Genomic DNA, 14,613 nt, shown 5'->3' on the forward strand with positions numbered 1-14,613 from the left:
TTATCCGCATCATTCTCCGCCATTGGAATCAATTGTCTGGAACACCATCATACGTTGGTCCTAATCCCTTCGCCCTGGCTAAAAGCTGAAAATGGTATTTAGTTAAATTTGTATAAATTTTAATATTTTCAAGCAGGCTTCACGTCACAGGATGTCGAATAAATGTATGAAATGTAGAAATATAGGGATCAAGCACGATTAAGAAAGTTCAAATCATTTACAGCGGGGTGCTCATCGGATATGGAAAAGGCAACAGTTATTGGATTAGTATTGGCGGTTATCGCCGTCGGTGTCGGCATGACGCTGAAGGGTGCAAGTGTTATGTCGTTATTGAACCCGGCAGCACTTCTTATTATTTTCGTAGGTACAGCGGCGACCTTGTTCGTTGGCTTTCAAATGAGTGAGCTTAAGAAGTTTCCCAAATTGATGAAAATTTTGTTCAAGCAGCAGCAATTAATCGAAAAAAAAGAATTGGTTCGCCGCTTTATGGATTGGGTTTCCATTACACGTCGTGAAGGTTTGCTTGCTTTGGAAACTCAGGTAGATCAAATTGAAGATGCGTTTCTGCGCAATGGCATGCGGATGATTATTGATGGTAACGATAGCGAATTTGTCAGGGATGTTCTATTGGAGGAAATCTCATCAACAGAGGAACGTCACCGTAACGGTGCCCTGATCTTTACACAAGCAGGAACCTATGCGCCGACACTTGGGGTGCTTGGTGCGGTCGTTGGACTCATCGCAGCCTTGAGTAATCTGAACGATGTTGAGAACCTGGGTCACTTGATTTCCGCGGCTTTTGTCGCTACACTGCTTGGTATTTTTTCTGGTTACGTGCTCTATCACCCGATGGCCAACAAGCTGAAGCAAATTTCCAAGAAGGAAATCGAAATCAAGCTTATTATGGTAGAGGGTCTGCTGTCCATTCAATCCGGTATTTCCACGATAGCTATGAAGCAAAAGCTGTCCGTCTATATTCCGCCAAATGAACGTCATTTACTTGATGAGGGAAGTGGCGCTGAATGAAAAAAAAGCGACATGAGCATCATGAGGAGCACATCGATGAAACGTGGCTTATCCCCTATGCCGATTTGCTGACTCTTTTGTTGGCTTTGTTTATCATATTGTTCGCTTCAAGTCAGATTGATTCCAAAAAGTTCGAGCAAATCATGAAGGGTCTGAATTCGGGCTTTAACGGCGGAACAGGAATGTTTGAGCAATCGAATATTGTACCTTTGACTGTTTCACCTAACATTGAGAAGAAAAAAGAAGATGAAAAGAAAAAAAATGAGCAGGAAAGTCAGCAAGAGCAGCAAATGAAGGCTCTGCATGATAAGGAAATGCAGGATCTCAAGGAGCTTCAACAGAAGCTGGACGGATACATCAAGGATAACGGTCTCCTTTCCCAGCTGGAAACCAAATTGAATGAGGATATGTTAAAAATTACGATTCGCGACAATGCCTTATTTCAATCCGGCTCGGCGGAGATAAAGCAGGAATCGCAGGTGCTGGCACAAAGCATTACGAGTATGCTGAGCGGCTATAATCAATATAATGTGGAAGTGGCGGGCTTCACGGATAACGTGCCGATCAATACGAGAGAGTTCCAGAGCAACTGGGATCTGAGCGCCAAGCGGTCCTTGAATTTTATGAAGCTGCTCATGCAAAATGGCAAAATTGATCCGGCCCATTACCGTTCTATCGGCTATGGTGAATATCAACCGATTGATACGAATGATACTGCCGAGGGGCGCGCCAAAAACCGCCGAGTGGAAGTGAACATTATTCGTCAGATTAATTCTGCTGGCGCCAAATCGTTTATACCCTAAGTTATTTTCAGGATGATCAGTGTAACCGTCAACTGAAGTATAAGAACAACCGTCTTGTGAACAGCCCTCCGGCTTGCCGGGGGGTTCTTTGTATATCGCCCACAAGTAGGGTGAGTTCACTTGAGCATTATTGAATGTTTGTAGCATTTATGTGATACTATAGCTTCAATGTAAAGGGGCTATGGGTGTACTGAAATCAGTCCCGATGGAGGCATATGCAGTATGGATCTGTATCCGTTTCATTATGATCGCACCCAGCCCTTCGTGAAGCAGGCATGCGAATGGATTGTGGATGTGTTATACGATATATTGCCGGAATCCGGCTTCGAGGTTCGTGATGAGCAGATTTTTATGGCGTTTCAGCTGGAACGAGCCTTTAGTGGAAAAGAAACGATATTTGCGGAGGCTGGGGTCGGAACGGGCAAGACACTGGTGTACTTGCTGTATGCGATTTGTTACGCACGTTATACCCGCAAGCCCGCCATCATCGCTTGTGCGGATGAATCCTTGATTGAGCAGTTGGTCAAGCCTGAGGGAGATATCGCTAAGCTTACCCGACATTTGAATCTTGCGATAGACGCCAGATTAGCCAAATCTCCTGATCAATATGTGTGTCTGACGAAGCTGGACGAAGCCAGATTAGGTCATGAGGATGCGGGGCTGTACAGGGAGTTGTACGAGCATTTGCCGGAGTTTGTCCGTTATCGTGAAACGCTGCAGTCGTTTCATGCTTATGGAGACCGCAAGCATTATCCGGATATGAACGATGAACAATGGGGAAAAATCAGCTGGGATGCTTTTCAGGATTGTTTTGTCTGCGAGCAGCGGCATCGGTGTGGACAAACGCTTTCCCGCGATCACTTTCGGCGCTCGGCGGATTTGATCATTTGCTCTCACGATTATTATATGGAGCATGTATGGACTTATGAAGGAAGAAAACGTGGAGGACAGCTGCCGCTGCTGCCGGAACACTGCACCGTCGTGTTCGACGAAGGCCACCTGCTGGAGTCCGCGGCGCAGAAAGCCTTGACCTACAAAATCAAGCATATTGTGTTTGAGGAATTAATTGTTCGGCTGCTGAAGGGTCAGATTCGTCATTCACTAGCAGTATTAATCGACGAAGCGATCGACCGCAGTGAGGCCATGTTCGATCTGTTGGAGCGGCAGAACAGGGCGATACCCGGCTCGGATCGTAGACAGATTCTATTGAATGAGCAGCTGCTGCAAGAGATCAGCCTGTTCCGAGAGTCGCTTGCAATCATCGAGGAGGAACTGGTGCTGGAGAGTGAGCTGTACTCATTGAATCCGTATCATTCGCGAATTGTCGAAGAGCATTTGGAAATGATGCAAAAGGCGCTGAGCCTTTTCCTGCAATCAGAAAGCTTTGTATGCTGGGTAACGGAGAGTATCACGGGCTTGACCTTGGTCATCATGCCAAGGGCCGTGAAGGAAGTGCTGAAGAGACGGGTATTCAGTGCGAATATGCCGATTGTATTTACTTCATCGACGCTGTCGGTTAACGGTTCCTTCGATTATGTGACGAAAAGTCTCGGAATTGAACATTACTTGTCGTTCAGTGTGGACTCTTCATATGATTATGCACATCAGATGGAGGTTATCGCGCCGCGGTGGTCATACCGAGGCACCTTTTCAGAAAAAATGAAAACGGCCATCCGTCTGTTGGTGCGAACGGAGGGAAGGGCTTTGATTTTGTTCCCGACCAAAGATACACTGCAGCGGTTCAAACGAGACATCATCCATTATCCGGAAGTTGCGGGGATGCGGTTCCGTTTTGAAGGAGACCGTGAAATCAGCGATTTGATCGCGGCTTTTCAGCGTGAGGAAACAAGCATATTATGTGCGGTTACTTTATGGGAGGGGCTTGATGTGCCTGGGCCATCTCTATCCAATGTCATCATTTGGGCGCTGCCTTTTCCACCGCAGGATCCGGTTTTTATGGCCAAGCGCCAATCTGCGATTATGCCTTACGAGGAGGTTGACCTGCCTTACATGCTGCTGCGGCTTAAGCAGGGTATGGGGCGACTGATCCGTACTCGTGAGGATCATGGTCTTATAGCGATTCTCAGTGAGGAGCTGTATGGGGAGCCAGCCTTGAAAGCGCATGTTGAGGGGCTGCTGCCGTCAGGTGTTCATTTACACGATTCGTTGTAAACAAGCGAAGGGTACTATTTTAACATTAAAAAGCGGCTTATCGGATAAAACTGATAAGCCGCTTTTTTGGTATTATTTTACTAAAAATTTTAAGGAGACGGCAGAAGCGTAATGTGTACGATGTCGCTTGTTGCTTTTCCAATTGATGTAGCATTGAGAGATAGTTGATCTCCAGGTTTAAATGAATTATATGGCCAATAGATAGTAAAGTTGCCCTCAGCTGAAGCGGTAGCTGTGTATTTGTTTACACTCGAGTCTTTCATCAGAGTGACAATCGCACCGGGCTCTGAGCTTCCGTTTAAAAAATTTGTATTTAATATGTCATCAAGAATAGTGGGTACGGCTGTTTGGCCAACAGTTGCTTGAACAATAATTTTAAAAGGATCACTTCTTTTCTTGTCTTTAGCTTGAGCCGTTACTAGCAGCTCTTCCCCCGCAATTAGTGTTACGTAAGATGATTGGATAAGCTGACTTGATGAGAAAGTACCATCCGACGATGAACCAAATGATCCAACATACGAACCATCTTTCTTATTCAAGGTGATATAGGCATATGTTGAACCGGAATCTATGGTTCCAGTTAGCATAAATCCATTTGTATATAAATTTCCTCTAACCATAGGAACGCCGGTTTTGGGCGCTGCTTGCACGATAACATTGACAACATCGCTAGTTGCTTTTCCAAGTGTAATTGCTGTAATTGTCACTTGCTCTCCTGCATTAAATATACCATCCTGGAGCATTTCCAAACTAAAGGAGCCGTCATATGTTGACGCACGAGTAGACATACTGATTCCCTTCAAGCTGGTTTTTATGCTGAGGAATGCACCGGGCTCTGCATATCCACTGATGGTGGCTTCCGAGGCAGATGTAATCGTAGGTATTGCCGTTTGTCCGGTAACTGCCCGTACGATGATTTTTGCAGGATCACTCATCTTCTTGCCATAGGCTTGAGATGTCATTAGCAGCTCTTCACCCGCAATAATATTAACGTAGGAATTGTTAAATAAATCAGAATATGAAAAACGACCATCCATATTAACACTGAGCGAGATAATATAAGTACCATCTTGTTTAGACAAAATCAGGTCAGTCGATTTTTGCTCAAATCCAGGAACTGTTGTTCCCTCTATAGCGAATGCATTGGGATAGACATATCCTGAAATAGTTGGTTTTTCTGTTTTCGGAGCTGCCTCAACAATAACATTGATCGGATTGCTAGTAGCTTTTCCGATGAAGGCGGCAGTTATTGTCAGCCGGTCACCTATCTGGAAAGTTCCAGTCTGTATCTTTATATTAAAAAAGCCATCTATGGATGATGCGTAAGCTATCATGTTATTGCGATTCAAATCATCCTTTACGGAAATAACCGAGCCAAATGGCGCCCAACCACTAATAGTGGTTTCATTGATTATATCGGTCATGACAGAGTCTGTTCGACCTGTAGTTGCCTGTACGAAAATGGATACGGGATCACTTTTCTTTTTGCCCTCGATTTGTGCGGTAAGAAAAAGCTCCTCACCCACAGTAAGCATCAGATCTGGAATGTATGGGTTTGATTGAATGGTAAATGTGCCATCTAATCTTACTCCGCCTCCGGCAACATAGGAGCCGTCTTTTTTAGTTAAAGAAACTGATCCCCAGTTATTTGCAAACCCAGGTTCTGCTGTTCCGTTGAGTATAAATCCGTTGGTATATGCATTGCCGTTTACGGTAGGCATCTCAGTTTTCAAGGATGCTTTTACGGTCATACTAACAGGATTACTAGTAGCTTTACCGGGTACAGTGGCTGTAAACTGTAGCTGATCACCTACTCCAAATTGTCCATTAACATATATCTTATAGATGCCACTATTTGGTTCCGGCGCGAAGATCAAATTGTAGCCTTTGGTATTTTCCCTTACGGTAATGAACGCATCTGGTTCCGCATTAACACTTATTAAGTTTGTTGCCTCGTAGACATCGCTTATAAAACTAGGCGTTTTGGTTTGACCTTTGGGAACTTGTACGACCAATGTCACAGGATCACTTTGCTTCTTCCCTTCGGCTTGAGCAATAAGCAGCAGTTCCTCGCCTTCCAAAATGACTAAATTAGTATAGTAGTAACTGATGGGACTAATAATGAATGTGCCATCCCCGTTTGCACTGCTTCCAGAAAGATAGGAGCCGTCTTTTTTTGTTAACTTAATAGTAGTCCAAGTATTCTCTGGTCCAACTTTTCCGCTGAGTAAAAATCCGTTGGTATATACATTGCCGGATACAGTAGGTTTTGCGGTTTTTTCTCTTGAATCGACCATTGGGATTGCACTCACTTCATTAGACGCGGTGATGACTCCATTCACTGTAGCTTTAACAATAAAATAGTACTTCGTTCCGTTATCCAATCGGTTTACTGTATACGTAGTACCCGTTACCGTTGTAGGAGCTTGGGTATATGATCCACTTGTCTTGGAGCTGTAAACCTGATAGGTTACGTTCGATCCTAGTGTGTTCCAAGACAACAACACCTGGGCATCACCTGCGATTGGCTTTAATCCGAAAGGATCCGTTGGTCCAGAAGGTACATCCACAATAACAGGCACTGTCACTGTTTTCCCACCGTAGCTAATCGTAATGCCGGCTGTTCCGTTAGCTATAGTAGTAACAATACCTTCCTTACTTACTGAGGCTACAGTCGGCGTGCTGCTAGTATAAGAAGCTTCCTTCGTTACTGGACGAATCGTGGCATCCGAGTATTTTGCAACGATGCTCAAAGACTGGGTTGCACCCAAAGTCTTTAAAGACACATTGCTTGGCTCGACGGATAATGAGTCCAGAATGGGTACTGTAGGCTCAACCGGAACGGAAGTTCTTTGGGCTAATACTGTAATCGGATATTCGACATCCCGTACTTGACCATTTTTGGATATTAAAGCTGTTAAGATAACTTGTACATCTGCTTGTCCTAGTGCAGGGCGAGTCACCAGACCCGTGCTGCTTACAACCGATGGTTGGGAGGATTTCCAAGTTATGCTGACCCCTCGTAAAACATCAACTGTTGAAAGCACGATATTTTGCGTAACAGCCTGCAGCGTATCAGTTCCTGCAAAACCGATTTTCAAATCCTGATAAGCCGCTTCCAAGGCGAATGTGGTCATCAAGCGTTTGTATTCAACCAGCTTTGTCGAATAATCGGTAATATCCGCTTCAGCTACTCCAAGCAGGATCGCATTATTCGCAATCGTCCCTGCTGCAGTAATTGCGGCATCCACTTCCGCAGAATACGAATTAAAGGATCCGATGGCCGCGATAGCAGCAATGGCATTAGCCTTCAAAGTATTGATTAATGTTGGAGATGCCTCTACTTTAACTCCGGGGCTAACGGTAATGGGAATAGTCCCGATTACAGCCGCATCACCTTCTAATTTAATATTTGCATTTAATTGTAGCGCAGAAATTTTGGTGCTCGTACTTGAAAGGTTCAAGGTTGTGCCTTGGGCTTCCTTAGACACGGTAACCGAGCGAAATTCACCTTCACCATTTAGAGTAACCGAAGTGTTCGGCGCCGTGATGCTCAAGCTTCCTAAGGAGGTACCTGTGGCTGCACTGATCGTTGCGTTAGTGCCTATGTTCAAGTTTGCGATAGATGAAGTGCCTCCGTCTTTTGGGGCGGCAATCTTGATCTTCGCACCTTCACCTTGTACAGTAACATCACCTTTGATGGTGCCTCTTAATTCAATCTCTTGTCCTTGGGCACCCGATCCGATTGTGATCATTCCCAGGCTTCCGGCACTGGATTCCATGATTACCTTGGACTGGATATTAGTATTTGTTACTTCGGAACCGCTGAGGGACTCGATCCGAACAGGCTCTGATTGATTATTGGCAGCTACTCTTAACGTGGTAATGATTGTATTTTTCAATTTAATGGAGTTAGAGCTGCCTGAAGCCACTACAATATTAGCAGCCTCCACATTCTGCAGCAAAATCTCACCACCAGCACCAGGATTTAATGTCAGCGTACCTGTAACAATCGTTTTAGCCGCACCGTCAGCAGGACCAACTGTTCCAGAAGATGTAATAGAGAGAGAATCGTATGTACCGCCGCTATTTACTTTATCAAGATCGGATTTTGAAGGAGGAATTACAGGAGAGTTTTGTCCGCTTCCACCTCCACCACCCCCGCCGCCAAAACCACCAGCAGCAAATCCTGTAAAGGTTAAACCGGTATCTTTACCTCTATAGCTCAGCTTATACACCGTTCCAGTTGATTGCACGCTAGTTGTCAATACTACGACAGTTTTGCTGTCGGTTTTCAACGCTGCGTTCGTAATATTCAACCCATTATCAAAAGTAAAATCCGTCTCATTAACGGTAATAACGTCCTTGTGGAAGGTAACTTCGACGCTGCTGTTGTTCACAACCGACACCGAGCTAACATCAGACAAGCCCGTATTGGCAAAAGCTTTCCCTTTGCTTATGTATGCTGCTTTGTTCGTATTGAACTCATAAGCTAACCGAGCCAAAGCTTGTCTTTCTGCTTGATCCTTAGGACTGAATTTCAAAGTGCCATCGTGGCTCTCGATTCCATTGACGAAACCGATTTTGAAAGCTAATGATACATGTGACTGAGCCCAGCTTGAAACTTGTTTCAAGTCAGACAAATTAGCATCAACAGCTATCTTTCCGGCTGTTTCCTCAAGACCCATAGCGCGAATAAAAAATACAATGAGTTCTTCTCTTGTCACTTTTGCGTTGGGCGAGAATGTGGTTGCCGATGTTCCTTGCGTTATTCCGGATTCAACCAATGCACCTACAAAACCTTGGTACCAATCGTTTGTACCGATGTCTGTAAAAGCAGATGCCCGATCCGTATTTTCTTTTAGACCGAGAGATAAGACGATGATTTTGGCCAATTCTGCACGACTCATCGCTTTAGCAGGTTGAAAGGACCCATCCTCATAGCCGCTGATCACACCGTTATCTACCAAATTCCGTATTTCTTTTTGTGCGTAAGAACCAGAAATATCCGTTAATTCTACTGGAGTATCAGCACCGAATGTCCAAGTGGGTACCAGCATGCCAAACAACAGCATAAAAACCAGGAATCCGCTGATTTTACTGTAACGATTTCTTAAAAACACATTTGTTCCTCCTTATAATGGCTGCTTAATAATTGTTACTTTAGACCTGTGTTCTACGAAATTTATAGGCTCACGAGTCTATGAAGATGTAAAATGCAGGAAAGTGCTATGGGCATTATAACATCAAATTTTGCGAAAATCTTCCAAATTAATGAAAAATAATACGAAATTTATATGTATAGGTCTATAATGATGGAATATACAAAAATTGGTAATATTATGGATCCGGTAACAGCTCGCAAAAGGTGAGAGATCAACTGGGGTGTTACATAAATAAATGCGTGATGGGTAGAAAACCAGAGACTTTCGTATACGAGGTTTAAGCCCGGCAGTAAGGTTATAATTTGGTGTCCAGTGGGTAACTATATAAAAGAATGTGAGCATTTATAAGATAATGGAGGTATCAATGATGGCAAAGGACTTTTTGACAGCGGTAAGAGAGCGTCGTAGTATGTATGCAATTAGCAAAAAATCTCCGATTTCGGATGAGCGTATTTTGGAAATTGTCGAAGATGCGGTTAAGCACGTGCCTTCAGCTTTTAATTCGCAGAGTACAAGAGTCGTGGTGCTATTAGCGGCCCAGCATGATAAGCTGTGGGATATCACGACTGATATTTTGAAAGCAATCGTTCCGGCGGACCAGTTCGAATCGACCAAGCAGCGTATGGACGGTTTTCGCAACGGATATGGGACCATCCTGTTCTTTGAAGATCAGCACGTGGTTACAGGCATGCAGGAGGCATTTGTGACTTATCAGGATCGTTTTCCTGTCTGGGCACAGCATACGAATGCGATGCATCAGTTTGTGATCTGGACAGCGCTTGAGAGCGAAGGGCTTGGCGCCAGTCTGCAGCATTACAATCCGCTGATTGATGAGAAGGTCAAGACGGAATGGAAATTGCCGGAGAACTGGCAGCTCGTAGCCCAAATGCCATTTGGGACACCGACCGCACCTCCGGGAGATAAAGAATTTAAACCGATCGAAGAACGATTGCTTGTGTTCAAATAAAAAAAGCGTACCTGGCTGAGAAGCCAGGTACGCTTTTTTAAAAAGTATGCTAAAAGAAGGACGGCAAGACAGCAAAATTTACGGCGTATAAAAATTTTCAGTATAATATATACTCATTTTCCCGCCAAATGCGACTCCTACACCGAGACGCTCAATATCGCTTAGCAGAGCATTGCGATGGCCTTCCGAGTTCATCCAGCCATGATGGGCGAATATGGCGCTCGTCTGACCTGCGGCTATATTTTCTGATGCAGCACGTAATTTCAAACCATCATCTTTCATTCGATCAAAAGGACTTTTACCTTCCGGGGTTTCATGTGCAAAATAATTTCTGGCGGCCATATCCATGCTATGCTTGCGGGCTGTGCCAGCGATGGTATCGTTCCATACCAGAATGGACTTTCCAAGCTTGGTGCGGTGTGCATTGGCCAGATCGAACGCTTCCCGTTCGTAGGCTGTGATTAAAGCAGGGCTTTCTTTTGGATAAAATGATTCTAGGGCGAGCTCATTGGGCTTGGCAACTGCTTGTACTCCGGTTACGACATTATTCTGGAACAGGTCATAAAAGAAGGTCACGTAGACGCCGTCAATTTCATAGGTGCCACTTTCACCGTTTCCATAATTGAATATAAATCGGGTATTACCCTTTCTTATCGATTCCAGGGGATTACCGTATTGATTAATCACCTCGGATTTGGCTGATCCGTCTTGGATGCCCTTATTATTGGACCAGTTGGTAGACAGGGAATAGAGGGCAACGACCTTATTATCACTAATGCCGATCTGCGCATAGCTGGAGTAATCCTGATTGTACACATACCAGGTAAAACCGTATTCACTGGCATCCTTACGGGCTGGTTGACCCAGCTTGCTAAGGGTTGCTTCCAATGTGTCCCCAATATGCACATCCTTCAAGGTAATGACAGCAGAGGATGAGACTGATCCTGTGGGTGCAGTTGGGCTGACAGGTACATCTGGTGTTACAGGAGCAGGTACGCTTGGAGCAGAACCGGCAGCATCCTTACTTGCTGAAAGCTGGAACTGCATTTGCTTCAGATTACGTATGAACTGTACAGCCTCGGCACGAGAAAGCTTATCGGCTGCCCGGTAGCCTTCGACTGTAGCGGCTGTTTTGCCTTTGGACAAACCTTGGTTGAGTAAAAACGATATAGCATCGGTTAAGCTCACGGTACCTTTTTGTGTAGCGGCGATTATTAGGGCTACATGGCCCCGATTAAATTGGTCACGGTTGCTGGCAGACAGTACTGGCCACTTCTGAGCTGCAGCCATGTCGTAGTAGGGTGTATACCAAGGCAATCCAGCAGCGGCGCCTGGCAATTTGACCTCGGGATAGGCCCGAAGCAGCATAGCAAGAAATTCGGGTTCAGAGACCGGGTTATCCGGGTGAAAGGTACCATCGGCATAACCATCCACAACTTTATTAAGCACAGCCCAGTCGATAGCATCTGCGCCCCAGTGTCGTACGGTATCGCTGAAGGTAACGGTATTGGCAGCATGAGTATTCGGGATTGAGGTCAAGGGTACGAACAGCACGGTGATAATGATCATCAAGGGAAGCCAACAACTTGTCCATTTTTTCATGGTTTGAACCCTCCTTAAAGTTTTGCGCAGCAAAACTGGCATCGAAAGCATAGGTTAGGTTTTGCGCAGCAAAACTGGCATCGAAAGCATAGGTTAGGTTTTGCGCAGCAAAACTGGCATTGAAGCATAGGCTAGGTTTTGCGCAGCAAAACTGGCATTGAAGCATAACGAAGCTCTTATACCTATATATTTTCGTGATGGTTTTACTATATATGTCCAGTAAGCGGATGTCCACGCAATCTATTCAGCATAAAGAGGAAGAGCAGCTTCAACATCAGGCAAACATTTTTCGAATATGACATAGAGTATCACTGTTTACTGTTTACATTATGAACATGACGTAAATGCCGATACAATTTGCCTCACGATTGTAATCGAATTGAAACATACGCTTCATCTTCGTTTAATGTTCTTAGCCTATACTAATAGATGACCCCCTTTTAAAATATATAAACTTGAACCCCAGTTGCCGCGGTGGCAGCTGGGGTATTTTTTTGCGGAAAATTCGACGGTTGATGTTAGAAGTATTTGAATGAATGATTCGATTCAAGGTCAATTGGCTAATAAAATAAAGTAATGACTAATTCCAGGAGGGACTACTATGCCATGGAAAAAGAATGATTACCCCGTTTCAATGAAAAATTTGGAGCCTCGCGTCCGCAATAAAGCAGTCGAAATCGCAAATGCTTTGTTGGAGGATGGATATGAGGAAGGCAGAGCAATCGCTATCGCTACGGCCAAGGGGGAAGAGTGGGATGATAATCATCCCCTACAGAGACAAAAACATGAGGAGAAGGAAGCAACCTCAACTCAAAGCAACCAACAATCAGCTTCCCATAACGAGCACAGCGGACACAATCTGCATGTGGTTCCCGACGGAGACGGATGGGCTGTCAAGGTAGAGGGCTTTCATGATGTTCGTTTGAATACGGAAACAAAGGCAGAAGCCGTCGAGAAAGCGAAGCAATGGGCATCAGATACGAATTCCAGCGCAATTATTCACCGTAAGAACGGTACCGTTGAAACTTCACATAATTACTCGTAACCACTGAAAGCCACATAAAAGCTTATCCATATGTACAAGCTAGCTTACAGCAACACATGATTGGGACATCATCACTTTAATAAGAAAAGGAGAGATACCCATGCCAACCAAATCACCCACACAAACGATGCCTCCACAGCATCAGAATCGCCAGCCCGGACTGGAGAGCGAGATGAATCCGAAGCCGAATTCCGTTGACCGCCAATACAAGGGCAGCGGTAAGCTGCTCGGGAAGGTAGCGATTATTACCGGAGGAGATAGCGGCATAGGCAAGGCAGCGGCAGTATGTTATGCAGCTGAAGGAGCGGACGTTGTGATCGTCTATCTGAATGAGCACAGCGATGCCAAGGAAACGATGAGACTGATCGAAAAGGAAGGACGCCGCTGTTTACTGATTGCCGGTGATGTGGGCGATGAGGCCTTTTGCCAGGAGGTTGTACGCAAAAGTATAGCTACCTTTGGCAAGCTCGATATTTTGGTTAACAATGCTGCTGAGCAGCATCCACAGGAATCGATTGAAAATATTACACAGGAGCAGCTGGAAAAAACGTTCCGTACTAATATTTTCTCGTATTTTTATTTTACGAAGGCGGCTTTACCTCATTTGAAGTCAGGTGCGGCCATTATTAATACGGCTTCGATCACGGCTTATAAGGGTAATCCGCAGCTGATAGACTACTCTTCCACTAAGGGGGCTATCGTCGCTTTCACCCGGTCGTTGTCGATGAGCTTGGCGGATAAGGGCATTCGGGTTAACGGTGTAGCACCGGGACCGATCTGGACACCACTGATTCCTTCAACCTTTGATGCCAAAAAAGTCAGTGAGTTTGGTGGAGATACACCCATGAAAAGACCGGGTCAGCCAGAGGAGCTTGGACCCTCTTACGTCTTTTTGGCATCGGATGATTCCTCTTACATGTCAGGACAATTTCTGCATATCAATGGTGGCGAAATCATTAATGGCTAACAGGATTAGCCTGATTAAATATTAGGCTATCAATCTAATGTATGCAGCGTTAGTCTCATGACTGGATTCCACGATAAGGAATCCGGTTTTTTTGTTCCGCTTTTTTAAAAGTCCGGTGAATAATGAGCGGAGCGGCCAAATAATCCTGTAGAAGCGTTAGCGTTCGCCTTTGTTTCCGTACTTTTACCACTAAATCTCTTAAAAAATCAAAAAATACGGAAACAACAGTGATCGGAAGGATATTTGGCCGCGCAGCGGGACTTATTCACCGGACTTTATCGGTCTTTTAAATAGAATCAAAGAAGCTTATACTGAAAAGGGCAGATTCTGCACAGCAGCTATCTGTACAAACAACGATATGTTGGGGAGGCATCATTCATGATTTTCAGTGATTTGGCAACTTGGGAACTTGAAAAGGCACTTTATCCGAAAGCGCTTAACCGTGGATTGGAGTATATCCGTTCCACCGATTTTAGCACTATGGCGCCGGGCAAGCATGATATTGAAGGTGATTTAATGTTTGTGATGGTTCAGGAGCCGACAACTCAAAGCTGGGAGAAGCAGCGTCCGGAATCACACCAAACCTACATCGATATTCAATACCTGATCGAAGGCGAAGAGCTGATCAAGGTGGCACGCCTAACATCAGAAGCAGTCATTTCCGAAGAAGATTTCGCATCACGAGATATTGCTTTTTATAAAACAACAAGTGTGGAAAGCTCGATCCTGTTGCTCCCGGGGAACTTTACCGTTTTTTATCCGAGCGATATCCATCGTCCAGTTTGTAGTGTCAAAGAGGGTCAGAAGATTAAAAAAGTCGTTATCAAGATACATAAATCGTTACTGGAGCTATAGCCGAAGCCTCT

Annotated in this window: 9 protein-coding genes; 7 read left to right on the forward strand and 2 right to left on the reverse strand. The window is 44.8% G+C overall.

Annotation, left to right across the window (positions count from 1 at the left end; genetic code table 11):
• Positions 1 to 240 precede the first annotated feature (240 nt).
• The 3 genes from motA to BK127_RS13975 all read left to right on the forward strand — a co-directional run bounded on the left by motA (position 241) and on the right by BK127_RS13975 (position 4,001).
• Positions 241 to 1,026, forward strand: coding sequence for a flagellar motor stator protein MotA (gene motA / locus BK127_RS13965; protein ID WP_076230964.1), 786 nt, complete (start codon positions 241 to 243; stop codon positions 1,024 to 1,026).
• Positions 1,023 to 1,829, forward strand: coding sequence for a flagellar motor protein MotB (gene motB / locus BK127_RS13970; protein WP_076230966.1), 807 nt, complete (start codon positions 1,023 to 1,025; stop codon positions 1,827 to 1,829). The genes motA and motB overlap by 4 nt, the downstream gene beginning before the upstream one ends.
• Positions 1,830 to 2,051: 222 nt before the next feature.
• A complete protein-coding gene (locus tag BK127_RS13975) occupies positions 2,052 to 4,001 on the forward strand; it encodes an ATP-dependent DNA helicase (RefSeq protein ID WP_076230968.1) in 1,950 nt (649 codons plus the stop codon).
• An 89-nt stretch (positions 4,002 to 4,090) separates the two neighbouring features.
• On the opposite strand, the gene BK127_RS13980 is transcribed toward BK127_RS13975, so the two are convergent.
• A complete protein-coding gene (locus BK127_RS13980) occupies positions 4,091 to 9,124 on the reverse strand; it encodes an S-layer homology domain-containing protein (RefSeq protein ID WP_076230970.1) in 5,034 nt (1,677 codons plus the stop codon).
• Positions 9,125 to 9,533: 409 nt separating this feature from the next.
• Between BK127_RS13980 and BK127_RS13985 the strand changes: the two genes are divergently transcribed.
• Complete coding sequence (locus BK127_RS13985; protein ID WP_076230972.1) at positions 9,534 to 10,133, forward strand: nitroreductase family protein; 600 nt, start codon at positions 9,534 to 9,536, stop codon at positions 10,131 to 10,133.
• A gap of 78 nt (positions 10,134 to 10,211) precedes the next feature.
• Here BK127_RS13985 and BK127_RS13990 read toward each other — a convergent pair whose 3' ends face one another.
• Positions 10,212 to 11,735, reverse strand: coding sequence for a CAP-associated domain-containing protein (locus BK127_RS13990; RefSeq protein WP_076230974.1), 1,524 nt, complete (start codon positions 11,733 to 11,735; stop codon positions 10,212 to 10,214).
• Positions 11,736 to 12,336: 601 nt separating this feature from the next.
• Between BK127_RS13990 and BK127_RS13995 the strand changes: the two genes are divergently transcribed.
• The 3 genes from BK127_RS13995 to BK127_RS14005 all read left to right on the forward strand — a co-directional run bounded on the left by BK127_RS13995 (position 12,337) and on the right by BK127_RS14005 (position 14,602).
• Positions 12,337 to 12,780, forward strand: coding sequence for a DUF2188 domain-containing protein (locus BK127_RS13995; RefSeq protein WP_076230976.1), 444 nt, complete (start codon positions 12,337 to 12,339; stop codon positions 12,778 to 12,780).
• 100 nt (positions 12,781 to 12,880) lie between these two features.
• Positions 12,881 to 13,747: an SDR family oxidoreductase gene (locus BK127_RS14000; protein WP_076230978.1), complete on the forward strand. Its 867-nt coding sequence runs from the start codon at positions 12,881 to 12,883 to the stop codon at positions 13,745 to 13,747.
• A gap of 378 nt (positions 13,748 to 14,125) precedes the next feature.
• Positions 14,126 to 14,602, forward strand: a complete 477-nt coding sequence (locus BK127_RS14005; RefSeq protein WP_076230980.1) for a NanQ anomerase/TabA/YiaL family protein — start codon at positions 14,126 to 14,128, stop codon at positions 14,600 to 14,602.
• The last annotated feature ends 11 nt before the right edge of the window (positions 14,603 to 14,613 follow it).

The organism is Paenibacillus sp. FSL H7-0331 (assembly GCF_001956045.1).

Coding starts and splice junctions, on each gene's coding strand:
- BK127_RS13990 (WP_076230974.1), bottom strand. CDS start 11,735: ATGAAAAAATGGACAAGTTGTTGGCTTCCCTTGATGATCATTATCACC.
- BK127_RS14005 (WP_076230980.1), top strand. CDS start 14,126: ATGATTTTCAGTGATTTGGCAACTTGGGAACTTGAAAAGGCACTTTAT.
- motA (WP_076230964.1), top strand. CDS start 241: ATGGAAAAGGCAACAGTTATTGGATTAGTATTGGCGGTTATCGCCGTC.
- motB (WP_076230966.1), top strand. CDS start 1,023: ATGAAAAAAAAGCGACATGAGCATCATGAGGAGCACATCGATGAAACG.
- BK127_RS13975 (WP_076230968.1), top strand. CDS start 2,052: ATGGATCTGTATCCGTTTCATTATGATCGCACCCAGCCCTTCGTGAAG.
- BK127_RS14000 (WP_076230978.1), top strand. CDS start 12,881: ATGCCAACCAAATCACCCACACAAACGATGCCTCCACAGCATCAGAAT.
- BK127_RS13985 (WP_076230972.1), top strand. CDS start 9,534: ATGGCAAAGGACTTTTTGACAGCGGTAAGAGAGCGTCGTAGTATGTAT.
- BK127_RS13995 (WP_076230976.1), top strand. CDS start 12,337: ATGCCATGGAAAAAGAATGATTACCCCGTTTCAATGAAAAATTTGGAG.